This window comes from Stenotrophomonas hibiscicola ATCC 19867 (assembly GCF_000382065.1).
GTDB classification, from domain to species: Bacteria; Pseudomonadota; Gammaproteobacteria; order Xanthomonadales; family Xanthomonadaceae; genus Stenotrophomonas; species Stenotrophomonas hibiscicola.
In genome coordinates this window covers 83087-108986 of record NZ_KB907506.1, presented here as the reverse complement: position 1 = coordinate 108986, position 25900 = coordinate 83087, and the positions used below count along the sequence as shown (strand labels likewise).

The 25900-nt window shown below is 66.5% G+C and carries 22 protein-coding genes; 13 read left to right on the top strand and 9 right to left on the bottom strand.

Annotation, left to right across the window (positions count from 1 at the left end; genetic code table 11):
• Positions 1–12 precede the first annotated feature (12 nt).
• The 3 genes from G370_RS0120060 to G370_RS0120050 all read right to left on the bottom strand — a co-directional run bounded on the left by G370_RS0120060 (position 13) and on the right by G370_RS0120050 (position 4265).
• The gene (locus G370_RS0120060) at positions 13–1662 is read right to left on the bottom strand and encodes a phosphoethanolamine transferase (protein ID WP_019662184.1); all 1650 of its coding nucleotides are present in this window, start codon (positions 1660–1662) and stop codon (positions 13–15) included.
• Positions 1659–2423, bottom strand: a complete 765-nt coding sequence (locus G370_RS0120055; RefSeq protein ID WP_019662183.1) for a phosphatase PAP2 family protein — start codon at positions 2421–2423, stop codon at positions 1659–1661. The genes G370_RS0120060 and G370_RS0120055 overlap by 4 nt, the downstream gene beginning before the upstream one ends.
• A gap of 111 nt (positions 2424–2534) precedes the next feature.
• A complete protein-coding gene (locus G370_RS0120050; protein WP_032955550.1) occupies positions 2535–4265 on the bottom strand; it encodes an ArnT family glycosyltransferase in 1731 nt (576 codons plus the stop codon).
• Positions 4266–4369: 104 nt separating this feature from the next.
• On the opposite strand from G370_RS0120050, the gene G370_RS0120045 reads away from it, so the two are divergent.
• From G370_RS0120045 to G370_RS0120035, 3 genes are all read left to right on the top strand, one after another.
• The gene (locus G370_RS0120045) at positions 4370–5083 is read left to right on the top strand and encodes a response regulator transcription factor (protein ID WP_019662181.1); all 714 of its coding nucleotides are present in this window, start codon (positions 4370–4372) and stop codon (positions 5081–5083) included.
• The gene (locus G370_RS0120040) at positions 5070–6356 is read left to right on the top strand and encodes a sensor histidine kinase (protein ID WP_019662180.1); all 1287 of its coding nucleotides are present in this window, start codon (positions 5070–5072) and stop codon (positions 6354–6356) included. Before G370_RS0120045 ends, G370_RS0120040 begins: the two co-directional genes overlap by 14 nt.
• Positions 6357–6475: 119 nt before the next feature.
• Complete coding sequence (locus G370_RS0120035; protein ID WP_019662179.1) at positions 6476–7726, top strand: DUF819 family protein; 1251 nt, start codon at positions 6476–6478, stop codon at positions 7724–7726.
• A gap of 421 nt (positions 7727–8147) precedes the next feature.
• Here G370_RS0120035 and G370_RS0120030 read toward each other — a convergent pair whose 3' ends face one another.
• Both G370_RS0120030 and G370_RS0120025 read right to left on the bottom strand, forming a co-directional pair.
• A complete protein-coding gene (locus G370_RS0120030) occupies positions 8148–8372 on the bottom strand; it encodes a YbdD/YjiX family protein (RefSeq protein ID WP_005410613.1) in 225 nt (74 codons plus the stop codon).
• Complete coding sequence (locus G370_RS0120025) at positions 8372–10453, bottom strand: carbon starvation CstA family protein (RefSeq protein WP_019662178.1); 2082 nt, start codon at positions 10451–10453, stop codon at positions 8372–8374. Before G370_RS0120025 ends, G370_RS0120030 begins: the two co-directional genes overlap by 1 nt.
• Before the next feature lie 215 nt (positions 10454–10668).
• Here G370_RS0120025 and G370_RS0120020 point away from each other — a divergent pair, with 215 nt between their 5' ends.
• The gene (locus G370_RS0120020; protein WP_019662177.1) at positions 10669–11520 is read left to right on the top strand and encodes a pirin family protein; all 852 of its coding nucleotides are present in this window, start codon (positions 10669–10671) and stop codon (positions 11518–11520) included.
• Between the two features lie 119 nt (positions 11521–11639).
• Here the strand turns inward: G370_RS0120020 and G370_RS0120015 are convergent, their stop codons facing one another.
• From G370_RS0120015 to G370_RS0120000, 4 genes are all read right to left on the bottom strand, one after another.
• A complete protein-coding gene (locus G370_RS0120015) occupies positions 11640–12098 on the bottom strand; it encodes a hypothetical protein (RefSeq protein ID WP_019662176.1) in 459 nt (152 codons plus the stop codon).
• Positions 12099–12295: 197 nt separating this feature from the next.
• Complete coding sequence (gene aqpZ, locus G370_RS0120010) at positions 12296–13015, bottom strand: aquaporin Z (protein ID WP_019662175.1); 720 nt, start codon at positions 13013–13015, stop codon at positions 12296–12298.
• Between the two features lie 120 nt (positions 13016–13135).
• A complete protein-coding gene (locus G370_RS0120005) occupies positions 13136–13999 on the bottom strand; it encodes a pirin family protein (protein WP_021203180.1) in 864 nt (287 codons plus the stop codon).
• A gap of 710 nt (positions 14000–14709) precedes the next feature.
• Positions 14710–16773: a 3-hydroxyacyl-CoA dehydrogenase NAD-binding domain-containing protein gene (locus G370_RS0120000; RefSeq protein WP_019662173.1), complete on the bottom strand. Its 2064-nt coding sequence runs from the start codon at positions 16771–16773 to the stop codon at positions 14710–14712.
• Positions 16774–17008: 235 nt separating this feature from the next.
• On the opposite strand from G370_RS0120000, the gene rpoE reads away from it, so the two are divergent.
• The 9 genes from rpoE (at position 17009) to recO (ending at position 25659) form a co-directional block, all read left to right on the top strand.
• Positions 17009–17629, top strand: a complete 621-nt coding sequence (gene rpoE, locus G370_RS0119995) for an RNA polymerase sigma factor RpoE (protein ID WP_019662172.1) — start codon at positions 17009–17011, stop codon at positions 17627–17629.
• Positions 17626–18507: a sigma-E factor negative regulatory protein gene (locus G370_RS0119990; protein WP_019662171.1), complete on the top strand. Its 882-nt coding sequence runs from the start codon at positions 17626–17628 to the stop codon at positions 18505–18507. The genes rpoE and G370_RS0119990 overlap by 4 nt, the downstream gene beginning before the upstream one ends.
• 74 nt (positions 18508–18581) lie before the next feature.
• A complete protein-coding gene (locus G370_RS0119985) occupies positions 18582–20114 on the top strand; it encodes a DegQ family serine endoprotease (RefSeq protein ID WP_019662170.1) in 1533 nt (510 codons plus the stop codon).
• 180 nt (positions 20115–20294) lie between these two features.
• Positions 20295–22088 (top strand): translation elongation factor 4, encoded by a 1794-nt coding sequence (gene lepA / locus G370_RS0119980; protein ID WP_019662169.1) that lies wholly within the window; start codon positions 20295–20297, stop codon positions 22086–22088.
• 54 nt (positions 22089–22142) lie between these two features.
• Positions 22143–22937, top strand: coding sequence for a signal peptidase I (lepB, locus tag G370_RS0119975; RefSeq protein WP_019662168.1), 795 nt, complete (start codon positions 22143–22145; stop codon positions 22935–22937).
• Positions 22938–22974: 37 nt separating this feature from the next.
• Complete coding sequence (locus G370_RS0119970; protein ID WP_010482821.1) at positions 22975–23358, top strand: DUF4845 domain-containing protein; 384 nt, start codon at positions 22975–22977, stop codon at positions 23356–23358.
• Positions 23348–24028, top strand: coding sequence for a ribonuclease III (gene rnc / locus G370_RS0119965; RefSeq protein ID WP_019662167.1), 681 nt, complete (start codon positions 23348–23350; stop codon positions 24026–24028). Before G370_RS0119970 ends, rnc begins: the two co-directional genes overlap by 11 nt.
• Positions 24025–24921, top strand: coding sequence for a GTPase Era (gene era, locus G370_RS0119960; RefSeq protein ID WP_019662166.1), 897 nt, complete (start codon positions 24025–24027; stop codon positions 24919–24921). The genes rnc and era overlap by 4 nt, the downstream gene beginning before the upstream one ends.
• A gap of 18 nt (positions 24922–24939) precedes the next feature.
• Positions 24940–25659, top strand: coding sequence for a DNA repair protein RecO (gene recO / locus G370_RS0119955; protein WP_019662165.1), 720 nt, complete (start codon positions 24940–24942; stop codon positions 25657–25659).
• Positions 25660–25900 lie beyond the last annotated feature (241 nt).

The window sequence follows — 25900 nt, the reverse complement described above, 5'->3', positions numbered from 1 at the left end:
GCCGACAAACCCTCAACTCTCGCAGTTGGCGAACACGTCGCGATCGCGCTCGTACAGCGCCGTCTTCACCTGCATCAGGCCCAGCACCGACGGGAACAGGTTGTCATGGTCGGTATATGCCGTCGAGCGCTTGCGCACGCATTGCAGGTCCAACCCGCGGCTGCTCGCGAAGCCCGGCGAGAACCACATCGTCATCGGTACCCGGGTCTGCTCGGCCGGGGCGATGGCGTAGGGCACGCCGTGCAGGAACAGGCCTTTTTCGCCCAGCGACTCGCCATGGTCGGACAGGTAGATCATCGCCGTGTCGTAGTCCTGCATGCCCTGCAGCGTGCCGATGGTCTTGCTCAGGAAGTGATCGGTGTACAGCACGGCATTGTCGTAGCTGTTGGTGATCTCTTCGCGCGAGCAGCGGCCGATGTCACGGGTGTCGCAGGTTGGCTTGAAGCGAGCAAAGGCGGCCGGATAACGCTCGAAGTACGCAGGGCCATGGTTGCCCAGCTGGTGCAGCACCACCACCCGGTCGCCGGGCCTGGCCCGCACCTGGGTGGCCAGGTCCTGCAGCAGGATCTCATCCATGCAGCGGCCATCGGCGCACAGGCCCGGCGTGGTGGCATCGGACAGCGACTGGAAGTCCAGGCCTTCGCACACGCCCTTGCAGCCGGACTGGTTGTCACGCCACAACGGCACGATGCCGGCGCGGTCCAGGACGTGCAGCAGCGACTGGTGCGCACGGATCTTCTTTTCGTCGTAGTCGTGACGACCCCATGGCGAGAACAGGCACGGTAGCGAAACCTCGGTGCTGGTGCCGCACGAGTGCATGTCCGGGAAATTGATCACGCTGGCCTGCGCCAGTTCCGGGGTGGTGTTGCGGCCACCGTTGAGCCCCCAGTTCTGCGCACGCACGGTCTCGCCCATGACGATCACCAGCAGGCGCGGCTTGCTGGCCGGCGCGCGCGGGGTGGCCTTGGCATCGGTACCGATCGGCAGCTTCGGCGCGCGCTGCACCGGATTGTCGCCACGCAATGCACGCGGCATGCCCAACAGGACATTGGCCGGTGTCGCGAGATAGCGCACTTCACGCTGGTTGCGCATCAGTGCCGAGACATCCTGGAACGAGATCAGGGCACCGCCGATGGCGGTCACTGCGGCCACCGCCAGGAAGCCCAGCCGCGACATCAGGCTGCGGCCCCAGCTGCGGCGGCGCAGCTGCACGCGCCACAGCACCAGCATCGGCAGCACCGCCAGCAGCAGTACCGGCCACAGCAGCGACACGGTCATCAGCTCGCGGCTTTCCTTGGGGTCGGTCGCCAGCACGTTGCGCAGCATGTCCGCATCCAGGTAGATGTGGTAGCGGCCCATGTAGTGCGCGGCGAACGCGGTCACCAGCAGCAGCAGGCTGATCACCACCTTGGCATTCCAGCGCCAGACCAGGATGCCGAGCAGCACGCCGTGCGCACCCAGCAGCAACAGCAGCAGCGACAGCGCGTAGCGCAGGCTGCCCGGATGGCTGGCCATCGCGCTGTGCCAGAACAGGCCATTGCCGGCCACCGCGAAGAACAGGCTGGTCAGCGCGATCAGCGCTTCGGTGGACAGCTGCGGCCGCCAGTGGCGTAGACCCGCAAGGGCGGGGAGGCGGGCGGGCCGTTGGACCGATGCGCTCATGCGTTTGCCTCCTGGCGGTTGGCATGGTTCGGTTGACGGTGTGTCAGGACGCGCTTGACGATGAGATACAGGCCCAGCGAAAGCAACCAGCAGATCAATGCAGTGGCAACGTCATGCGAAAGGAAATGTGCACCGCGCAGCTGCTGGCTGATGCCGAACACCAGGCCGGCGCCGAGGCCGATCCACAACCCGGTCCAGCGCCACGACGGGCGCCATAGCAGGGCGAAATAGTACAGACACAGCCAGGCGTAGCCAGCACTGGCGTGACCGGCCGGGAAGCAGGCCTGCGCGGCCATGCCAGCGGGGCGCGCCGTGAAAAGCCCGATGAAAGGCTGGTGGCCACCGTAGCGCAGCAGGTCCCACGGGCATTCCATCGGCACCAGCGACTTCAGCAGGGAGATCGCGCCGGTGCCCAGTGCCATGGCAATCACGACATAAAGCAGCGCCCATTGCAGGGTGCGATCGCGACCCTTACGCCAGTGGTGGAAGCACAGCAGGATCACGACCAGCGCCGCCGCCGTGCTCAACCATTTGCCGGCCTTGTGCACGACGCTGCGGGTGATCCAGGCGTCCTGCAGCGCCCAGTGGCTGCCTTCAAGACGGAACAGGTGATCGGCCACCCATTGATCACCGCCGAAGTCCATCAGCAGCGTAAACAATGGCAGACCGATTGCGACAGGCAGCCAGAGGTGAGTTACGGCAAATCGAGACGCCAGTGGTGTCGCAAGCGGCGCTACCGAATCAAGGGGACGGACGGGCATGCTGGGGGAGGGCGGTTTGGGAATCCGCAGTCATGCTCGTCACCTGCATGTCGGAGAAGGGTCGGACGCCCGTTCGCACCGGGTTAATGATTCCCCGGCACGAGTCAACGTTCAGTCTTCTTCGGCGGTCGAGCCGGCCCGTTCGGCGTGGCATTGCGGGTCCCAGGCCGTACCGGGAAGCAGTTGCCAACGATTCCTGTTGGCCATGCCGATGTCGATCACTTTGGCCGGGTCCACGCAGGGACTCATTGCATCGTCCAGCACCAGCAGCCAGCGCTTGTCCGGCGCTTCGGCGAGCCAGGGGCCGGCATCGTGCCATTGCTCGGCCCAGGGCCGCTTGAAGCCGAACTCACGCACCGCGCGGTCGGCCTGCAGCAGGTTCTGCTCGCGCCAGGCGACCAGCGCCAGTTCGGCGTCCGGCCCGATCCGTGCGCCGACCCGGCGCATCAGCGCCGACGCCGAAGCGTAGGGATCCAGCGCCGGAATCAACACCAGGCCGTAGAGCATCCACAGCATGCCGTGGGTCAGCAGCACCAGCGTTGCGGCGCGGCGCACCCGCAGCCACACGATCAGCGTGGCCAGGGCGATGGCGAAGGTCAGCAGGCCATCGCCCAGCACCGGCAGCAGCGTATCGGGCATTGCCCGGCGCTCAAGCTGCGCAAGGGCCCAAGGGTGCTCGGTCAACAGCATGACGCCGAGCACGCCGGTGGCCAGCATCAGCACCACGCTGTAGCCGAACAGGTAGCGGCGCACGCACAGCCGGCGCAGCAGGCCCGGCAGCAGTGGCGCCGCCGCCAGTGCCATTGCCGGCAGCATCGGCAGCACATACACCTCACGCTTGCCCGGGCTGGCGCTGAAGAACACCAGCACCAGAATGGCCCAGCCGAGCAGCAGCCACTGCCGGCGGTCGCCTCGGCGGAGGCGGCGCCACCAGGGTCTGAACAGCATCGGCAGCAACAGGCTGCCGGGCAGCCACAGGGTCAGGATCACCTGCAGGTAGTACCAGACCGGTTGGCGGTGGTGCCAGGCGTTGGCATAGCGGGTACCGGTCTGCTTGAACAACAGCTCATGCGCGTAGGCCTGCAGTTCGGCGCTGGGCGTGTGCAGCAGGGCCCAGCCCAGCGGCGCAAGCCACACCGACACGCCCAGCAGGAAGGCCGGGATCAGCCACAGCAGCGTTGCCGGGTGCGGACCATCCCCCCTGAGGCCGCGGCAACGCTGGTACAGCCACCAGCCGAACCATGGCAGCACCATCAACAGCGGCAGGAAACCCACACCCTTGGTCACTGTCCCCAGGCCGGCCGCGAAACCCGCCAGCCACAGTGCGGGCAGGTTGCGGCGCTCGCAGAGATGGCGCATCAGGCCCCACAGGGCCACCGTGGTCATGCCCACCAGCACCATGTCGATCTGCGCGCGCTTGGCCATCAGCCCGAACTGCAGGGTGCAGAACAGCGCCGCCAAGGCATACAGGGAATGCCGCGGTGACCACAGCCGGCGTGCCAGATCCGACACCAGCCACAGGCTGAGCAGGGCGCCCAGCAGCGACGGCAGCAGGAACGACCACTGCCAGCTGCCGACGATCTCGTAGGCCGCCGCCTGCAGCCACATGAAGACCGGCGGCTTCTCCGCATACAGCTCCACGCCCCGGTGCGGCAGCAGCCATTGCCCGCTTTCGACCATGGTCCGGGCCGCCAGCACGAAGCGCGGCTCGTCCGGCGGCTGCGGCTGCCGAAGGCCGATCCCCGCTGCCAGCGCAGCAACGATCAACAGCCACAACAGGGGCAGGCGCCAACGGCGGGGCAGGGCTACGGGCACGGCAGGCTCCGGGAGCAAAACGGCCATTCTGAGGTGGCAGGGGTGGGAAAAGCGTCAGAGCGGGGCCGGGGCGACCGCATTCCGACATGCGCGGCGCTACCATGGTACGAACTTCCGTGGGTGTTTCGTGCATGCGTCTGTTGGTGATCGAGGACAACCGCCAGCTGGTAGCCAACCTGTTCGACTATTTCGAGTCGCGCGGGCATGTGCTTGACGTGGCCCCGGATGGCATCACCGGCCTGCACCTGGCCGGCAGCCACCCTTACGACGCCGTGATCCTGGACTGGATGCTGCCGCGCATGGAGGGCCCGGAGGTGCTGCGCCGGCTGCGCGCCGAGCAAGCATCGGAAGTGCCGGTGATCATGCTGACCGCGCGTGACGAGCTGCCGGACAAGATTGCCGGCTTCCGCGCCGGTGCCGACGACTACCTGACCAAGCCGTTCGCGCTGCCAGAACTGGAGGTGCGGCTGGAGGCGCTGTTGCTGCGTGCGCAGGGCCGCAACCCGCGCAAGCGCCTGCAGGTGGGCGACCTGGTACTGGATCTGGCAACGCTGGAGGCCCAGCGTGGGGGCCAGCTGCTGCACCTGTACCCGGCCTGCCGCAAATTGCTGGAAGTGCTGATGCGGGCCAGCCCGGGGGCGGTGACACGACAGCAGCTGGAGTTCGCCCTGTGGGGCGATGAGCCGCCGGATGGTGACCTGCTGCGCTCGCACGTCTACGAGTTGCGTCGCAGCGTCGACGGCCCGTTCGCCAAGAAACTGATCCACACGCTGCCGCGGGTGGGCTACCGGTTGGCGGTGAGTTCCACCAGCGATGCCGGCAAGGATGACGATGAAGGCGCGTAAGCCGGGCCCGTTGTACCGTCGGGTCGTGTGGTGGTTGCTGGGCTATCTGGCGCTGCTTTCACTTGCGGTGTTCAGCGTTGGCAACTATGTGCACGAGCATGCCGAGCACGCCGCCTGGCGCGCACTGCTCAACTCCGAACTGGACAGCATCGTCGAGCACGTCGAGCATGAGCCGCATTACCGCTGGCAGGATTCGGACACGCTCAGCCTGTATCGCTTCGATGCGGTCAACCTGCCCGACGCTCTGCGTACGTTGCATCCGGGGCTGCATGACGGCGTAATGATCAAGGGCCGTGAGACGGCGGTGATGGTGCGCGAAACCGAGTCGATGGGCCGGGTCGCGCTGGTTCTGGACATTTCCGATTTTCATGACCTGGAACAGTTCGCCACGCGCTGGGTGATGCTGGCCGGGGTGATCATGATCTTCGTCACCGTACTGATGGCGTCGTTCGGCATGGAACGCATGGTGCGCCCGCTGAGCCTGCTGGCACAGCACATCGCCGCGTTGCGGCCGGGCGTGCAGGGCCAGCGAATCGAGGTCGATCCACGCGGCAGTTCCGAACTGCATACCATCGCCGATGCACTGAACGATTACCTTGACCGCAATGAGCAGTTCGTCGAGCGTGAGCGGGTCTTCATCAGCACCGCCAGCCACGAACTGCGCACGCCGATCGCCGTGATGACCGGTGCCGCCGAACTGGCACTGGAGCAACCGGGCCTGCCCGAGCGCGCCCGCCAGCAGATGCAGCGGGTGTTGCGCACGGCGCAGAGCGTGGAGCAGTTGATCGAGCTGCTGCTGGTGCTGGCGCGCGATCCGGCGCGCCTGGCGGCGCGTGCCGAGCGCATCGCGCTGGACCAGCTGCTGCCGGAGATCGTCGACGACCATCGCCACCTCCTCGGCGACAAGGACCTGAGCATCGGTATCCAGGCCGCGCCGGTGGATATCGTCGCGCCGATGGCGGTGGTGCAGGCGGCGATCGGCAACCTGCTGCGCAATGCCATCGAGAACAGCGGTCGCGGCCATATCGAACTGCAGCTGAGTCCGTCGGCGGTGCTGACCCTGCAGGACCCCGGGCACGGCATGAGCCCGGAGGAGATCGCGGCGATCCATGCACGCATGGCCCGCGGCGGGCGTGCCGACCGTGGCAGCGGCATCGGCCTGGACCTGATCGCGCGGCTGTGTGAACACCTGGGCTGGACACTGCAGTTGCAGCCCTGCGAGCCGCGCGGGACACGCGTCACCTTGGACTTTGGCGCTTCGCGCCCCGCCTGATCAAACGGCCGACCTGCTCCGCGCTGCGGCATGACCCGGCGTGAAGACAGTGTTAATCTGGAACTGCGCCGCTTTATGCGGCGCTTTTTTTTCCGCTCTTTCGATCGACAGAGGATCCCATGCCGACCGAACCCGCTACCGCCCTGATCAGCAACGATATCGTTGGACTGGGCCTGATCGCCGCCACCCTCGCCCTGATCTTCTGGGCTGCCAGTGGTCCGACCCCCTTGTTGAAGAAGATCTTCGCCTGGGTGCCGGCGCTGCTGCTGTGCTACTTCATTCCCGCCATCTACAACACCGCCGGTGTCATCGATGGCCACAACACCTCGCTGTACAACCCGGTCGCGCGTGACGTGCTGCTGCCGGCTGCACTGGTCCTGCTGACCCTGTCGATCGATCTGAAGGGCGTCATCAAGCTCGGCCCGAAGCTGTTGCTCGTGTTCTGTGCCGGTACCGCTGGCATCATGCTCGGCGCAATCGTCTCGTTCCAGCTGATGAAGCTGATCCACCCGGAAACCGTGGCCGGTGATACCTGGGCCGGCATGGCCGCGCTGGCCGGCAGCTGGATCGGTGGCGGCGCCAACATGGTGGCCATGCGCGAGGTGTTCGGCACCGACGCCACCACCTTCGGCCAGTTCGCCGTGGTCGACGTGGCCTGTGCCAGCCTGTGGATGGCGATCCTGCTGTTCCTGGCCAACCGCGCGCAGCAGATCGATACCCGCAACGGGGCCGACACCCGCGCCATCGACGAGATGAAGGCACGAATCAGCGCCTACGAGGCACAGAACGCGCGCATCCCCAGCATGACCGACCTGATGGTGATCGTCGGCGTGGCACTGGGTGGCGTCGGCCTGGCCCACGCCATCGCCGCGCCGCTGTCGGGCTGGTTCAAGGCCAATATCAGCTGGGCCAGCCAGTTCAGCCTGGACAGCCAGTTCGTGTGGGTGATCCTGCTGTCCACGGCGATGGGCCTGGGCCTGAGCTTCACCCGTGCGCGCCGGCTGGAAGCGGCAGGCGCTTCGCGGCTGGGCACGGTGTTCCTTTACTTCCTGATTGCCTGCATCGGCATGCAGATGAACCTGCTGTCGCTGCTGGACAGGCCGTGGCTGTTCCTGCTCGGTGCGATCTGGATGGCCACCCACGTGCTGGTGCTGTGGGTGGTGGCCAAGCTGCTGCGCGCGCCGCTGTTCTTCTTCGCCATTGGTTCGCAGGGCAACATCGGCGCAGCCGCTTCGGCTCCCGTGGTGGCAGCAGCGTTCCACCCGACGCTGGCGCCGGTGGGCGTGCTGCTGGGTACGGTCGGCTATGCCACCGGCACCGGGCTGGCGTATGTCACCGGCCTGATCCTGAAGTGGATGGCCGGCGCCTGAGTCCTGAGCTGACGATCATGTTGCGTGTTCACGGCAATTGCCGTGGACACGCTTTCCCCGTGCAGAGCCGAGCCCACGCTCGGCTTTCTTTTTGCCTGCCACCGGATAGATCCACGTCATGCGTGGATGCACTTCATGGGTATCCATGAACAAAGAAAGGACAGATCCGTTTCCCCGCGGAAACGGATCTGCCCCCTGATGCTTCTTGCCGTCAACGGAAATCTGTCGAAGGTGGGGTGGTGTCGGATGGCGGGGTGTCCGCGGCATGGATGCTGCGGCCAAGCCCCCAAGGACGGGTTTACGGCGTCCCCGCCATCCGACACCACCCCGCCAAATTCACGGAAAACCAGAGCCGACGCTTTCGCCGTTGCCGTTGCAGTTGCCTCTGCGGGCGCCGGGCTGCAAGCCCGGCACCCAACCCTCAACAGCAGCGGCCACCATTGCGCCCACCGTAGCGCGCTTCCTGGCGTTCGCGGAAGAACGTCTTGTAGTCCATTGGCTCCTGGTCCGGGTGCTTTTCCAGCATGTGCCGGACATAGTTGTCGTAATCGGGAATGCCACAGCACAGACGTGCGGTCTGCACCAGGCGCCGCCAGATGCGGCGGTGCGCCTGGTACTGGCCGGCGGGAACCAGTTGCGTGCTCATCACAGATCCACCATTTCGTGCGGCTTCAGTGCCACGTAAGGGGTCTCGCGGTCGCTGCGCTGCGGATTGCGGCGTGCCGCCAGGATGGTCTTGATCGAATACACCAGCACAGCGCCCACCACCAGCAGGAACAGCGCGGTCAGGCCGGTGTTGACGTAGGCGTTGACCACGATCTGCTTCATCTGCGCCACCGATTTGGCCGGTGCGGTGATGGTGTCGCTGGCAATGGCAGCCTGGAACTTGTGTGCCTGGGCCAGGAACCCCTGTGCCGGGTTGCTGTCGAAGATCTTGATGAAGCCGGCATAGGTGGTGCAAATCAGCAGCCACACCGCCGGTACCGCAGTGACCCATGCATAGCGGTCACGCTTCATCTTGAACAGCACCACCGTGCCCAGCATCAGCGCGATGCCAGCCAGCATCTGGTTGGAGATGCCGAACAGCGGCCACAGCGTCTGGATGCCGCCGAACGGATCGACCACGCCGGTGTAGAGCAGGTAGCCCCACAGCGCCACGCAGCCGGCGGTACCGATGATGTTGGCGGTCCACGACTCGGTCTTCTTCAGGGCCGGCACGAAGTTGCCCAGCAGGTCCTGCAGCATGAAGCGCCCGGCGCGGGTACCGGCGTCCACCGCGGTCAGGATGAACAAGGCTTCGAACAGGATCGCGAAGTGGTACCAGAACGCCATCATCGCGTCGCTGCCACTGGGAATCGCTTCGTGCAGGATCTGCGCGATGCCCACCGCCAGCGTTGGCGCACCACCGGCGCGATGCAGGATGGTCGGTTCACCGATCGCCGCCGCGGTCGCGGTCAGTTGTTCGGGCGTGATGGTGAAGCCCCAGGTGTTGGTGATGTAGTGCGCCGCCGAGGCCGCATCGGCACCGATCACGGCGGCCGGGCTGTTCATCGCGAAGTAGATGCCCGGGTCGATGATCGAGGCCGCCACCAGCGCCATCACCGCCACGAACGATTCCATCAGCATGCCGCCGTAGCCGATGTAGCGCATGTGCGCTTCATTGGCCAGCAGCTTCGGCGTGGTGCCGGACGAAATCAGCGCATGGAAACCGGAGACCGCGCCGCAGGCGATGGTGATGAACAGGAACGGGAACATGCCGCCCTTCCACACTGGGCCATCACCGCTGGCGGCGAACTGGGTCAGCGCCGGCATCTTCAGTTCCGGCATCACGATGAGGATGCCGACGGCCAGCGCGATGATGGTACCGATCTTGAGGAAGGTCGACAGGTAGTCGCGCGGGGCCAGCAGCAGCCACACCGGCAGCACCGAGGCGACGAAGCCGTAGCCGATCAGCATCCAGGTGATCTGGGTGCCGGTGAAGGTGAACGCCGGGCCCCACACCGGGTCGGCGGCGACCTTGCCGCCGTACCAGATCGCAGCCAGCAGCAGGATCAGGCCGACCACCGAGATCTCGCCGATCCTGCCAGGGCGGATATAGCGCATGTAGACGCCCATCAGGATCGCGATGGGCATCGTCGCGATCACCGTGAACATGCCCCACGGGCTTTCGGCCAGCGCCTTGACCACCACCATCGCCAGCACCGCCAGGATGATGATCATGATCAGGAACGCACCGAACAGGGCGATGGTGCCGGGTACCTGGCCCATCTCCTCGCGCACCAGGTCACCCAGCGAGCGGCCGTTGCGACGGCTGGACAGGAACAGGACCATGAAGTCCTGCACCGCGCCGGCCAGCACCACGCCCACCACCAGCCACAGCAGGCCGGGCAGGTAGCCCATCTGTGCGGCCAGGACGGGGCCGACCAGCGGACCGGCGCCGGCGATGGCGGCGAAATGATGGCCGAACAGCACGTGCTTGTTGGTCGGCACGTAGTCCAGGCCATCGTTGTTGATCACCGCCGGGGTGGCCCGGGTCGGATCCAGCTGCATCACCTTGTTGGCGATGAACAGGCTGTAGAAGCGGTAGGCGACCAGGTACAGCGAAACCGCGGCGACGACGATCCACAGCGCATTGATGTGCTCGCCGCGGCGCAGTGCCACGGTGCCCAGACAGAATGCGCCGAGCAGGGCGAGTACCGCCCAGCCCAGTTTTGAAAACCCTTTCATGAGGTGCTCTCTCCCGGAAAGACAGTCAAAGAGTCCCGCTTGCCTTCGACAGGGTCAATTGGCGCAGGACGAATCGGCGGTAGTACTTTGGTCGTACGTTCGTTGTGCTGACGTGCAGCGAACATCAGGGATGGAACAATCGGTTGCGGCGCCATCCATTGGCGTACGGCCGTATGGCGTCCATCTTCACTGGCATCCATCCAACAGGAGTCGCCATGAGCCTTCCCGAACCGGCCCGCGTGCTGCGCACCATCCGTGGCCTGCCCACCTCCGACGGTGCTGGCGTGCGCCTGACCCGCGTCATCGGCGGCCCCACGCTGCCCGATCTGGATCCGTTCCTGCTGCTCGATGAATTCGGAACCGACCGCGCCGAGGATTACATCGCCGGCTTCCCGGAACATCCGCACCGCGGTTTCGAGACCGTCACCTACATGCTCGACGGGCGCATGCGGCATCGCGACAACCACGGCAACGAAGGCCTGCTGACCCCGGGCAGCGTGCAGTGGATGACCGCTGGGCGTGGCCTGGTGCATTCGGAGATGCCCGAGCAGGAAAGCGGGCAGATGCGCGGCTTCCAGCTGTGGGTGAACCTGCCGGCAAAGGAGAAGATGACTGACCCGAAGTACCAGGAATTCGCGCCCGAGCGGATTCCGGTGGTGCAGCCGGAGCCGGGTGTGACAGTGAAGGTGATTGCCGGCAGCGTGGACGGCACCCGGGGTCCGATCGTGCAACCGGCCACCGATCCGCTCTACCTCGACATCACCTTGGCGCCTGATCGGGCCTGGACCTACACGCTGCCGGAAGGGCACAACGCCTTTGCCTACGTGTTCGAGGGCGGGCTGACGGTGGGCGAGCAGGACGCTGCGCGCGACGTTGCACGCCAGGAACTGGCGGTGTTGGGCGGAGGCGAGCAACTGCACCTCTCGGCGGGCAGTGAAGGCGCACGGTTGATCCTGGTTGCCGGCCGTCCGCTGCGCGAACCGGTGATGCGCCATGGCCCCTTCGTGATGAACACGCGGCAGGAACTGATGCAGGCCTTCGTCGATTTCCAGGAAGGCAAGTTCTGATGGATTGCGCCGGGCATGGCCCGTCGAAAGGGGCCGGCAACGCCGCCGGGCCACGCCCGGCGGACGTCCCGCGAGTCGGATCCTGCGGGGATGCTGCCAGGCAGTCATCCCCGTCACCTTCAGCGCCCCGCGGCCACGGCTGACGGGGTCAGGCTCATGCCCTGCGCCAACTGCTGCAGCGAGCCCAGCTCCTGGGCGCTGTCCGGGTACAGCGAAATCTGCGCGTAGCGCTTCTTGTCCAGCTTGACCACGCTGATGCGGCGCTCGGCATAGCCGGGCGGCTGCTGGCCACCGAGATCGGGCTGGTACCAGTAAAGCGGTTCACCGCCGAAGCTGCCTTTTTCCTGGCGCAGTGCCCGGTTCAACGGAATATCAGGGTCACGCGCGCTGAGCATCAGGCTCAGTACCTCGCGTCCATCCCCGGTGCTGGCGCGGCAGACCAGAAGGTCGGCCAACACCTGCTGCTGCCACTGCAGGCCACTGCTGGCCGGCAACGAAGGACATTCCGCGGGAGCCTGCGCGGCAGCCTGGGCCGCGGCGAACAGCAGGCTCGACAACACTACAGGCGCGAACTTCATGCATCCCCCAAGGTGGTCGGTCGTGTGGCTCCACCAGATGGACTGGCGGCTGTGGCATCCCATCCCCGGATGCCGCCCCGCCCGGCGTGTGCACGGACGGTCAACTCAACCTTAACGGAACGTGAGCGATCGCACAAATCGAAGTTGCAGACGTAACCATTGCGGCCGATGGTCGGCCGCAATGGTGCGCACAGGCCTCAGCGGTCGTTGCCGATCCACTTGTAGATGATGCCGCCGATCGCGCCGCCCAGCAGCGGGGCGACCCAGAACAGCCACAACTGGCTTACTGCGCCGCTGCCGGCGAAGAAGGCCACGGCGGTGGAACGGGCCGGGTTCACCGAGGTGTTGGTGACCGGGATGCTGATCAGGTGGATCAGGGTCAGCGACAGGCCGATCGCCAGTGGCGCAAAGCCAGTCGGCGCCTTGCCATGGGTGGCGCCCATGATCACGATCAGGAACACGGCGGTCAGCACCACTTCGCACAGGAAGGCCGCTGCCACGCTGTAACCGCCAGGCGACAGCGCGCCATACCCATTGCTGGCGAACGCACCGGCCTGGCTGCCATCGATGGCGAAGCCGCTGGCCCCCGACGCGATCTGCAGCAGGATGAAGCCGGCCAGCAGGCCGCCAGCCACCTGGGCGATGATGTACGGCACGAGGTCCTTGGTCGGGAAGCGGCCGCCGGCCCACAGGCCGACGCTGACTGCCGGATTGAAGTGCGCGCCGGAGATATGGCCGAACGCATAGGCGCCGGTCACCACGGTCAGGCCAAAGGCCAGGGCGACGCCGAGGAACCCGATACCCAGCGGATTGCCGTCGCCACCGAACTTGGCGGCCAGCACCGCGCTGCCACAGCCGCCCAACACCAGCCAGAACGTGCCGAGGAATTCGGCGGACAAGCGTTTACCCATGCTCATGTGTTGCACTCCTTTGAGGGCGAAAGTGTGATTTATGTCACATTTCAGTGATCAGCAGGTGACTGTAGCGTCAACGCCGGGTGCAGGGATACACCCTCGGATGTGTGCAACACGCGATGTTCAATACTGCGGCAGCGGAATGAACTCCTTGTCGTCGCCCGGAATGGTGCCGAATCGGCCGGCCTCCCAATCGTGCTTGGCCTGCTCGATGCGCTCCTTCGAGCTGGATACGAAGTTCCACCACAGGTGGCGCGGGCCATCCAGCGGCTCGCCACCGAACAGCATCGCCTTCACCGGCGTCTTCGCGCGCAGGCGGCCGCGTGCGCCGGCCTCGGGAATCACCAGATGCTGTGCAGGGATGTCCACGCCATCCAGCTGTGCGTCGCCTTCGAGGATGTACAGCGCGCGCTCGCGGTGGCCGTCATCGATATCGATCTCCGCATCCGGGTCGAGATCGATCGCCACGTTGAGGGTATCGGCGAACACCTTCACCGGCGATTCCTCGCCATAGGCGCGGCCGGCGATCACCCGCAGCCAGGCACCGTTGCGGCGCTGCTCGGGCAGCGTAGCCGCGGCATGGTGGTAGAAGGCCGGTTCGATTTCCTCGTGCGATTTCGGCAGCGCCACCCAGGTCTGCATGCCGTGGATCGGGTTGTCGTGGGCGCGGTCCGGTTGCGGTGTCCGCTCGGAATGGGCAATGCCGCGACCAGCGGTCATCCAGTTGACGTCGCCGGGACGGATCACCTGGTCCGACCCCAGCGTGTCGCGGTGGCCGATCGCGCCCGACCACAGGTAGGTCACGGTGGCCAGGCCGATATGTGGATGCGGGCGCACGTCGATGGCGGTGCCGGGGTGCATGAGTGCCGGGCCCATCTGGTCGACGAACACGAACGAGCCGATGCTGCGCGCCTGCAGGGTGGGGACGGCGCGACGGACTTCGAGGCCGCCGATGTCGTGCACGCGCGGGGCGATGATGGTGGTCATGCGGGCGTTCTCGCTGGCAGGGATCAGGTGGTCAGCATCGCATGCAGCTGTGACGGGCACATGCCCCGTATGGGTAACAGGTTGTTCCAGCCAACGGCGCAGCCCCTCGTGGCTGTGGGGTTGGTCGCTGAAGGCAGAAGCAAAAGCAGAAGCCGCGCGTGGCCGGGCGGGTGGGTGGCGCAGGGGACGCTGCAAGTACGTCCATGTAAGCTCGATCGCCGCATCCATGCGGCTCACGCCCCTGCGCCACCCACCCGCCCGACCTCTGACAGTTTCCGTGTGCTGTCCAGCCACGGAGAAAAAAAAGAAAATCAAAGTCAAAATCAAACGCCGGTCGCTTCGCTCCTGGTGGCGACCCAGGTAGCCACCCACCAGTTCGTAGTGATCCACACCGGAATCGAGATTCACCGACCGTCACCGGGAAACTGTCAGGGGTGGGGCGGTGTGGGCAGGCAGGACCGTTGGCGCCATGGATGGCGCCATCGAGCCCCCATGGGTGAGGGCGCTTTGCTTGCGAAGCACTGCTTTGCAAGCGCCCGAACGCACAGCCGCCAGCGGCTGGGCCGGACCGCGGAGCGGGGTTTACGGCGTGTCCTGCCTGCCCACACCGCCCCACCCAACAAACAGAAAAGCCAGAGCCGGCTGTTGCTCCGGCTCTGGCTTCGGCGGTTGCCTCTGCAGGTGCCGGGCCGCAGGCCCGGCCGATCAACTCAAACCACTGGTTCGCGCAGGGCCGGATTGTCCCAGCCAGGGCGCGGGGCGAAGCGGTCGCCATGCCGCTGCTGCAGCGCCTTCAACCGCTCGACGATCGCATCGGCACCCACCGCACGGATGTGCTGGATCGGGCCGCCACGGAACGGCGCGAAACCGGTACCGAAGATCACGCCCGCATCCAACAGGTCCGCATCGGCCACTACACCTTCGTGCAGGCACGCCACCGCCTCGTTCAACAGCGGCAGGATCAGGCGGTCCTCCAGATCGGCCGGGGCCTGGTAATCGCTGGCCACGTCCGGCTTCTTCGGCTTGCCGTTCTCCCAGGTGTAGATGCCTTGGCCATCCTTCTTGCCGCGCTTGTCCTGTTCCACCGTCTGCAGGGCCGCCGGAATCTGCAGGCCGAGGAACGGCGCCAGTTCGCGGCCCACGCCCGCAGCCACGTCCAGCCCCACGGTGTCGATCAGTTCGATCGGTCCCATCGGCATGCCGAACTTCACGGCGGCCTTGTCGATCACCGGGCCCGGAATGCCTTCGGCATACGCGGTGGCCGCTTCCAGCATGTAAGGGAACAGCACGCGGTTGACCAGGAAGCCCGGGCTGCCGGCCACCGGCACCGGGAACTTGCCCAGTGCCTTGCAGAACGCGGCCAGGCGGCGTTCGGTTTCCGGCGCCATGCCGTCGTGATGGATGATCTCCACCAACGGCATCTGCGCGACCGGGTTGAAATAGTGCAGGCCGGCGAACTGCGCCGGGCGCTGGATGTGATCGCGCAGTTCCACCAGCGGGATCGACGAAGTGTTGGTGGTCAGCAGCGCGTCCTGCTTCATCTTCGGTTCCAGCGTCTGGTACAGCGCACGCTTGGCCTCGGGGTTCTCGATGATGGCCTCGATCACCAGATCGGCTTCGGCCACGCCGTTGCCTTCCAGATCGGCACGCAGGCGCGCGGCCACGGCAGGGCGCTTGCTCTCGTCGCGCACCTTCTTGGCGAACAGCGACTGCGCGCGTTCCATGGCCGGGTCGATGAAGCGCTGCTCACGGTCCTGCAGGGTCACGTCGAAGCCCTTGTAGGCGGCCCACGCGGCGATGTCGCCGCCCATCACGCCGGCGCCGACCACGTGCACGTGACGGATGCCGGAATCACCACCGCCCAGGCCCTTCAGTCGCTCGGTCAGGAAGAAGATACGGATCAGGTTGCGCGCGGTCGGTGTACTGGCCAGCTTCACCACGGCGCGCCGCTCGGCATCCAAACGCGCCTGGATCGGCTTGCCGCCACTGCGTTGCCAGGTGCTGATCAGCGCGTACGGCGCCGGGTACTGGTCCTTCTTCGCCTTGCGTGCGACCTGCTTGACCATCTGCGGCGCCAGCAGCCGGCGTGCCAGCCAGGTGTTGGTGGCCCATGCCATCGCGCGCTGCTTGAACGGGCGGCTGGTGCCGGACAGCGCCAGCGCGACGGCGGTGTCGAGCACCACCGCCGGCGCCACCACCTTGTCGACCAGGCCGATCCCCCGCGCGGCCGACGCCGACAGGGTGCGGCCGGTCAGCATCATGTCCATCGCCGCCGGTGCACCCACCAGTTGCGGCAGGCGGGCGCTGCCGCCCCAGCCCGGGAAGATGCCCAGCTGGGTTTCCGGCAGGCCGATGCGGGTGCTGCTGTCGTTGGAGGCCACGCGGTAGCGGCAGGCCAGCGCCAGTTCGGTGCCGCCTCCCAGGCAGTGGCCATGGATCGCCGCCACGGTCGGGCAGGGCAGTTCGGCCAGCTTCTGGTAGGTGGCCTGGCCACGCCGGATCGCGTCGTTGACAGTGCCGCGACGGTCGAACTCCTGGAACTCCTTCAGGTCGGCACCGGCAATGAAGCCGGCCTTCTTCAGCGACTGGATCACCACGCCCTTGGGCGGATCCAGCGCGATGCGCTCAAGCAGGTCGCCCAGCTCCAGCAGCACGTCCTGCGACATGGCGTTGACGCTGCTGTCCTGACGATCCAGGGAGAGAACCACCACGCCGTCGTCGCGGATCTCGGGGTGCCAGTGGCTGAAGCGGAGACCATCGAAGCCTGAGAGCATGGACGTTCCATCCGGTTGTGTATGGAGAAGCGGCTATGATCCAGAGGTTGTTTCCCCCGCGTCAAATCCCAATAGCAGGGGAGTGGCGCCCCCGGATCCATGGCCGTGGACCGGGACGCTAACGGAACGGTGGTTAAAAGCTGGTGCGGCGCCAGGTGATCGGCGACTGAACTTTTCCCGGGATTGGCAGTCTCATTGCCCGACGTCGGTTGGGCTGACAGGAGTGCGGCCCCTCATGGCCGAGGTTGATACACCACAGGAGCTGGATCTGGAACTGGTCCGGCGCGTGCAGCACGGCGAGAGTGCCGCCTTCGATGTCCTGGTGCGCAAGTACCAGCATCGGGTGGTGGCCCTGGTCGGTCGCTACATCGCCGACTGGAGCGAATGTCAGGACGTCGCCCAGGACACTTTCATCCGCGCCTACCGCGCGATCGGGAGTTTCCGTGGCGACGCCCAGTTCTCAACCTGGTTGCATCGAATCGCCGTGAATACCGCCAAAAACTACCTGGCTTCACACAATCGACGGCCGCCGACCGATGACATCGACATCGGCGACGCCGAACAGTTCGACACCGGTACCCGCCTGCGCGACACCGACACGCCCGAACGCGAGTTGATGCGCCAGGAGCTGGAACAGACGGTAATGAAGGCCGTCAACGCGCTGCCGGAAGAACTCCGGTCGGCAATCACCCTGCGCGAGGTGGAAGGCCTGAGCTACGAGGATATCGCGCAGAAGATGGGGTGCCCGATCGGCACGGTGCGTTCACGGATATTCCGGGCGCGCGAGGCGATCGACACCGAACTCCGGCCGCTGCTGGACATCGGCAGCGCCACCCGTGAGAAGAGCCGCGTATGACCAGTAAACCGTTCAACGAATCGCAGAACCACCAATCGCCCGCCGGACAGCGCGTGGACCAGCGCCATCGCGAGCAGCTGTCGGCCCTGGTCGATGGTGAGCTGGGCGCCGACGAAGCGCGCTTCCTGCTGCGCCGGATGGAGCACGACCCCGAGCTGGCCGGATGCCAGGAACGCTGGCAGCTGCTGGGCGACGTGATGCGCGGGCAGGCGTCGGCGCTGGCGCCGGCCGGCTTCAGCGCGGCCGTGGCCGCCGCCATCGCGGCCGAACCGGCGCCGCAGGTCGAGCCGCGGCGCCAGGTACGCCGCAGTGGCTGGCGGGCCTGGGGCGGCGGCGCCGCCCTGGCCGCGTCGGTGGCCGCCGTCGCGCTGTTCATCGGCGGCGAGAAGCTGAAGGAGGCCACGCCGGGTGAACCGCTGGCGCCGCAGGTGATCGCCAGCCAGGCGGAGCTGGCGCCGGCGACCACCACGCCGGCCCCGGTGACCGAGGCTTCGGTGGAGACGGCCGCGATGGCCGTGGCTGCTGCGCCGGCTGTGGCGATGGCCGCTTCCAGCCGTCGTCAGGACGCCCGCCGTGCCAGCGCCACGCGTACCCAGCAGGCTGCGCGTGCCGCCCAGCGCGACGAGGCCCCGCAACGGGCCGTCGCCGCAGCGCCGGCGCCGTTGACCCCGACCGTGCCGGCCAACGCCAGCCGCAACCTGCCGTTCGGCGAGGTGGGCGGACTGCAGGCCCGGCCGTGGCCGCGCTCCAGCCTGGCGCCCGCTGCCGGTGGCGCACTCAATGCCAGCTTCCCGGCCCATGCCGGCGGCGCGGCGTTCTATCCGTTCGAGCCGCGCCTGCAGGACGACCTGCCGGTGCCGCCGCGCCCGCGCGACTGAGCCGGGCGCCTTCACGCCCCGCCGCCGGCGGGGTCCGTATTCCTCTTTCCATCCGATCCGGAGGTTGCCGTCCGATGACTCCCCGACTCCGCACGCAGGCCATGGGTCTGCTGGCCCTGACCCTTCCCCTGGTGGCCTGCGCACAGGCCCCCGCGCCTGCCGCGCAGACCCAGCCTGCGCCAGCTGCAGCAGCGCGGGCACCGGCGCAGCCGCTGGTCAGCGGCCTGCCCGACTTCACCAATCTGGTCGAACAGGTCGGCCCGGGCGTGGTCAACGTCGACACCACCATCGTCCGCAACAACCGCCAGGTCGCCCGCGGCCCGATGGGCGACGATGACATGCCGGAGTTCTTCCGCCGCTTCTTCGGCCCGGACTTCCCGATGCCCGGGCAGGGGCCGGGTGGGCCGGATGGCGGCCCCAGCATCAAGGGCCGTGGCATGGGCTCGGGCTTCATCATCTCGCCCGATGGCTATGTACTGACCAACTACCACGTGGTGGCCGATGCCAGCGAGGTGAAGGTCAAGCTGGGCGACCGCCGTGAGTTCACCGCGAAAGTGGTGGGCAGCGACCAGCAGTACGACGTCGCGTTGTTGAAGATCGACGGCAAGAACCTGCCGACCGTGCGCGTTGGCGACTCCAACTCCCTCAAGCCGGGCCAATGGGTGGTCGCGATCGGCTCGCCGTTCGGCCTCGATCACTCGGTCACTGCCGGCGTGGTCAGTGCCCTTGGCCGCAGCACCGGCGGGCCGGACCAGCGCTACGTGCCCTTCATCCAGACCGACGTGGCGATCAACCAGGGCAACTCCGGTGGCCCGCTGCTGAACACGCGTGGCGAAGTGGTCGGCATCAACTCGCAGATCTTCTCTGCTTCGGGCGGCTACATGGGCATCAGCTTCGCGATCCCGATCGACCTGGCGATGAGCGCGGTCGAGCAGATCAAGAAGACCGGCAAAGTCACCCGTGGCCAGCTCGGCGCGGTGGTGCAGGAAATCGACGGCCTGAAAGCGCAGGCGATGGGCCTGCCGGACAGCCGCGGCGCCCTGGTCAACCAGATCGTGCCGGACTCGGCTGCAGCCCGGGCCGGGGTGAAGATCGGCGATGTGATCCGTTCGGTGAACGGCGCGCCGGTCAACAGCTGGTCCGACCTGCCCCCGCTGATCGGCGCGATGGCACCGGGCAGCCGGGTCACCCTGGGCGTGATCCGCGATGGCAAGCCGCGCGACCTCAGCGCCACCCTGACCGCACTGACCGAAGATGCGCAGGCCAGTTCGCGTGGCCCGGCTGCCGGCAACAGCGATGCGGCTCCACAGGCCGGCGCCAACGCCCTGCTGGGGCTGGACGTCAGTGACCTGACCGCGCCGCAGCGCAAGCAGCTGGGCCTGGAATCGGGCGAGGGCGTGCGCATCACCGGGGTCAAGGGCCAGGGCGCGCGCGATGCGGGCCTGTCTCCGGGCATGGTGATCCTGCAGGTAGCCAGCACCCAGGTCGGCAGCGTGGACGCGCTGAACCGTGCGCTGTCCAGCTACAAGAAGGGCGACGTGGTGATGCTGCTGGTGCGCACCGGCAGCGGCAACAGCGCGTTCGTAGCGGTCAAGGCTGGCCAATAAGGCCGGTGCAAGGCCGCCCCGGCGGCCACGTGGTTCCCCCGAAGCCCCGCCCCGGCGGGGCTTCGGCCATTCCGGGCCCGGCTCGATGAGGCCGTTTTCGCGGGCGGGCGCCGGGCATGCGATAATCGACCGTTACCCTGACGACGCCGCGCGCCGCCGCCACCTATGTCTTCTGATTCGATGCGGAACATCCGCAACTTCTCCATCATCGCCCATGTCGACCACGGCAAGTCCACGCTGGCCGACCGCATCATCCAGCTCTGTGGTGGCCTGCAGGCCCGCGAGATGGAAGCGCAGGTGCTCGACTCCAACCCGATCGAGCGCGAGCGAGGCATCACGATCAAGGCGCAGTCGGTGTCGCTGCCCTACCTGGCCAAGGACGGGCAGACCTACCACCTGAACTTCATCGACACCCCCGGCCACGTCGACTTCTCCTATGAAGTCAGCCGCTCGCTGGCCGCCTGCGAAGGCGCGCTGCTGGTGGTCGATGCGGCGCAGGGCGTGGAAGCCCAGTCGGTGGCCAACTGCTACACCGCCGTGGAGCAGGGCCTGGAAGTGGTGCCGGTGATCAACAAGATCGACCTGCCCACCGCCGACATCGAGCGCGCCAAGGCCGAGATCGAGGCCGTGATCGGCATCGATGCCTCCGACGCCGTGCCGGTCAGCGCCAAGACCGGCTTGAACGTGCAGGATGTGCTGGAAGCGATCGTGCACCGCATCCCGCCGCCGGCGCCGCGCGACACCGACAAGCTGCAGGCGCTGATCATCGATTCGTGGTTCGACAATTACCTGGGCGTGGTGTCGCTGGTGCGCGTGATGCAGGGCGAGATCAAGGCCGGTGACAAGCTGCAGGTGATGTCCACCGGCCGCAACCACCAGGTCGACAACGTTGGCGTGTTCACCCCGAAGCGCAAGGTGCTGCCGGCGCTGAAGGCCGGTGAAGTGGGTTGGGTCACCGCCAGCATCAAGGACGTGCACGGTGCGCCGGTCGGCGACACGCTGACCCTGGCCGGCGACCCGGCCCCGAAGCCGCTGCCGGGCTTCCAGGAAATGCAGCCGCGCGTGTTCGCCGGCCTGTTCCCGGTCGACGCCGAGGACTACCCGGACCTGCGCGAAGCGCTGGACAAGCTGCGCCTGAACGACGCCGCGCTGCGTTTTGAGCCGGAAAGCTCCGAGGCGATGGGCTTCGGCTTCCGCTGCGGCTTCCTGGGCATGCTGCACATGGAGATCGTGCAGGAGCGCCTGGAGCGCGAATACAACCTGGACCTGATCAGCACCGCGCCGACGGTGGTGTACGAGGTCCTGAAGACCGATGGCTCGATCATCAACATGGACAATCCGGCCAAGCTGCCGCCGGTGAACCAGGTCGAGGAGATCCGCGAGCCGATCATCCGTGCCAACGTGCTCACTCCCGAGGAGTACATCGGCAACATCATCAAGCTGTGCGAAGAAAAGCGCGGCAGCCAGATCGGCATCAATTACCTGGGCAGCCAGGTGCAGATCAGCTATGAATTGCCGATGGCCGAGGTGGTGCTGGACTTCTTCGACAAGCTGAAGTCGGTCAGCCGTGGCTATGCCTCGCTGGACTACCACTTCGTGCGCTTCGACGCGGGCCCGTTCGTGCGCGTGGACGTGCTGATCAACGGTGACAAGGTCGATGCCCTGTCGCTGATCGTGCACCGCAGCCATGCCGACCGCCGCGGCCGCGAGCTGTGCGAAAAGATGAAGGACCTGATCCCGCGCCAGATGTTCGACGTGGCCATCCAGGCCGCCGTTGGCTCGCAGATCATCGCCCGCACCACGGTCAAGGCCATGCGCAAGAACGTGCTGGCCAAGTGCTATGGTGGCGACGTTTCGCGCAAGAAGAAGCTTCTGGAAAAGCAGAAGGAAGGCAAGAAGCGCATGAAGCAGGTCGGCCGCGTGGAGATCCCGCAGGAAGCGTTCCTGGCCGTGCTGCAGATGGACAACAAGTAAGCCCGCACCGGCCCTGCGGGGCCGGTCGTCTGGTGACGTTGCAAAGGACCCTGAATGAAACTGTTTGAGATCCTCCTGGTCGTGCTGACCCTGGCCTCGGGCCTGATCCTGCTTGCGGACAAGCTGTACCTCGCCAAGCGTCGCGCCCAGCGCGCGGGCCTGCTCGATTCCGAGCCGGTGCTGGTGGATTACTCGCGTGCGTTCTTCCCGGTGCTGGCGATCGTGCTGGTCGTGCGCAGCTTCATTGCGGAGCCGTACAAGATTCCATCCAGTTCGATGATGCCGAACCTGCTGATCGGCGATTTCATCCTGGTCAACAAGTTCTCCTATGGCCTGCGCCTGCCGATCAGCAACACCAAGATAGTGCCGTTTGGCGAGCCGTCGCGTGGTGACGTGGTGGTGTTCCACTTCCCCGGCCATGGCGAGAACGATCCGGCCAAGGGCGAGAACTTCATCAAGCGCGTGATCGGCGTGCCGGGTGACACCGTGGTCTTTGAAGGCGACGGCGTGATCCTCAACGGCGAGCCGCTGAAGTATGACAACAAGGGTATCTACGCCGGCCACAAGGGCCAGGGCGAGGGCGCCAACCTGCTGCTCGAGCACCTGCCGGGCCGCACCCACACGGTGCTGGAGACCGACTATCCGCGCGGCCAGGGCCAGTGGACCGTGCCGGCGGGCAAGTACCTGGTGATGGGCGACAACCGCGACAACAGCGATGATGGCCGGTTCTGGGGCCTGCTGCCGGAAGAAAACCTGCGCGGCAAGGCGTTCCTGATCTGGCTGAACTGCCAAGGCTGGTTGTGCAAGGATGGCTTCGAGCCGTCGCGGATCGGCTCGAGCATCAACTGAGTACCTTCACATCCAACGCGTATCTGGGGAGAACGCAATGAAGACGATGAACACGCAGCGTGGCATGACCTTGACCTCGTTCCTGACGGTCCTGATCGTGGTGGGCTTCTTCCTCTACATCGGCATGAAGCTGTTCCCGATGTATCAGGAGTACTACGCTGTGCGCTCGGCGATGAAGAGCCTGGCCAACGAGCCGGGCGTGGGCAGCATGGAGCCGGCGCGCATCCAGGACCTGTTCTTCAAGCGCCTGTACATCAACTACTCGGACAACGTGAAGCCGGCCAACGTGAAGTTCGACCGTCGCGACAATGGCTGGACCCTCAAGGTCAACTACGAAGTGCGCCGTCAGCTGATCGGCAACCTCGATGTGGTTGGCAAATTCGATTCTTCCCAGGACCTGACACGAAGCGGTGCCCAGTAAATTCATCCAACGTGGCGACCTGATCGGTCATGCCTTCAGCGACCCGGCGCTGCTCAAGCAGGCGCTGACGCATCGCAGTGCCGGTGCGCCGCACAATGAGCGGCTGGAGTTCCTTGGCGACAGCATCGTCAACATGATGGCGGCCGAGGCGTTGTACCGGCGCTGGCCCAAGGCCGACGAAGGGGCGATGACCCGTGCCCGCGCAGAGCTGGTGCGTGAAGGCGCGCTTGCGGTGATCGGGCGCAGCCTGGAACTGGGCGAGCGGCTGACCTTGGGCCCGGGCGAAATGAAGTCCGGTGGTCATCGCCGCGACTCGATCCTGGCCGATGCGGTGGAAGCCGTGGTGGCTGCGATCTACCTGGATGCCGGCTTCGAGGCCTGCCGGGCAGTGGTGCTGCCCTGGTTCAGTGCTTCGATCGAGGCGCTGCCGGCCTCGGGCCGGCCTGAGAAGGATCCCAAGACCCGCCTGCAGGAATGGCTGCAGGCCCGACAGAAGGCGTTGCCGCAGTACGAGCTGGTGTCAGAATCCGGTGACGACCACGCCAAGCACTTCCGGGTACGCTGCAACGTAGCCGACCCGGCCGCCAGCACCGAGGGCGAAGGCGCCTCGCGGCGGCTTGCCGAACAACAGGCGGCTGCGGCCGTCCTAGAACAACTGGATTCCAAGTGAGCGAACAAACTTCCCATCATTGCGGCAGCGTGGCCGTCATCGGCCGCCCGAACGTGGGCAAATCGACCCTGACCAATGCCCTGGTCGGCGCCAAGGTCAGCATCGTTTCCAACCGCCCGCAGACCACGCGCCATCGCCTGCTGGGCATCGCCACCTATCCGGAAGGACAGCTGGTGCTGGTCGACACCCCCGGCCTGCACAAGGTGCAGAAGCGGGCGATGAACCGGGTGATGAACCGCGCTGCGCGCGGCTCGCTGGAAGGCGTCGACGCCGGCCTGCTGGTGATCGAAGCCGGCCGCTGGGATGAAGAGGACAGCCTGGCTTTCAATGTGCTGCGCGACGCTGGCATTCCGGTGGTGCTGGTGGTCAACAAGATCGATCGCCTGAAGGAGAAGGGCGCGCTGCTGCCGTTCCTGCAGCAGGTGACCGAAGGTCGCGACTTCGCCGCCGTGCATCCGATCTCCGCGCAGAAGCGCAACGGCCTGGAAGCGCTGGTGCGCGATGTGCTGAAGCTGCTGCCGGAAGCCCCGCCAATGTTCGGCGAGGACGAGATCACCGACCGCAGCCAGCGTTTCCTGGCCGGTGAACTGGTGCGCGAGCAGCTGATGCGCCAGCTCGGTGAGGAGCTGCCGTATGCCACCACGGTGGAAATCGAGCGTTTCACCGAAGATGGCAACCTGCTGCGCATCGGTGCGGTTATCTGGGTCGAACGTGAAGGCCAGAAGGCGATCGTGATCGGCAAGGGTGGCACCCGGCTGAAGGAGATCGGCGCCAAGTCCCGCCTGCAGATGGAACGTTTGTTCGGGGCCAAGGTGTTCCTGGAGACCTGGGTGCGCGTGCGTGAAGGCTGGTCCGACGACGAGGCCGCACTGAAGGCCTTCGGTTACGAGTAAGTCGTTGCGGTCGCTTCGATGCTGATCGAGGACGACACCGGCTTCGTGCTGCATGCACGGGCCTACCGCGAGACCAGCCTGCTGGTCGAAGTGCTGAGCGCGCAGCATGGCCGTATCGGCCTGCTCGCGCGTGGTGTGTCAACCGCCAAGGGCCAGGTGCTGCGCGCTGCCCTGCAGCCATTGCAATGGATACGCTTCAGTGCCCAGCAGCGCGGTGAACTGGCCCAGCTGCGCGGTGCCGAGGCGCTGGATGCCGCGCCACGCCTGGTCGGCCAGGCGATGTTGGCCGGCTTCTACCTGAGTGAACTGACCCTGCGCCTGGCCCCGCGCCAGGACCCGCTGCCCGGGTTGTACCTGGCCTACGGCGAGGCACGTGCGCGGCTGGCTGTGGGCGCCGGCCTGGCCTGGACCCTGCGTCGCTTCGAACGCGAGCTGCTGTCCGCGCTGGGCCTGGGTTTCGATCTGGACAGCGCCAGCGATGGCCAGCCGATCGACCCGGCGGCGCGCTACGAACTGGATCCTCAGGAAGGCGCGCAGCGACTGCTGAGCGAGCGCGGCGGGGAGCGCCGGGCGGCGGCCACTGGCTCGGCGCTGCTGGCGTTGGCGGCCGACGAAGAGCCCGCTGCCGCCGACCTGGCCAGCCTGCGCCTGCCGATGCGGCGGGTGCTGGCCCATCACCTCGGGCCGCGCGGCCTGAAGTCCTGGGAAATGCTCGAGCAGCTCGCACCCCGCAGATAGGGGGTGTTCGGCAGGGCTTGCAGCCCTGCACCTGCCGAATCAACGGCAACGGCAAAAGCTGGCTACTCGTGGGTAGGCGGGGTGGGTCCGGTTGCGGGAGACGCCGTAAACCCATCCATGGGGGCTTGGCCGCGGCATCCATGCCGCGGACACTCCCGCAACCGGACCCACCCCGCCTTCGACAGTTTTCCGCGAGCTGTCGGAATGGCAATGGGGTCAGATCCGTTTTCCTTCGGAAAAC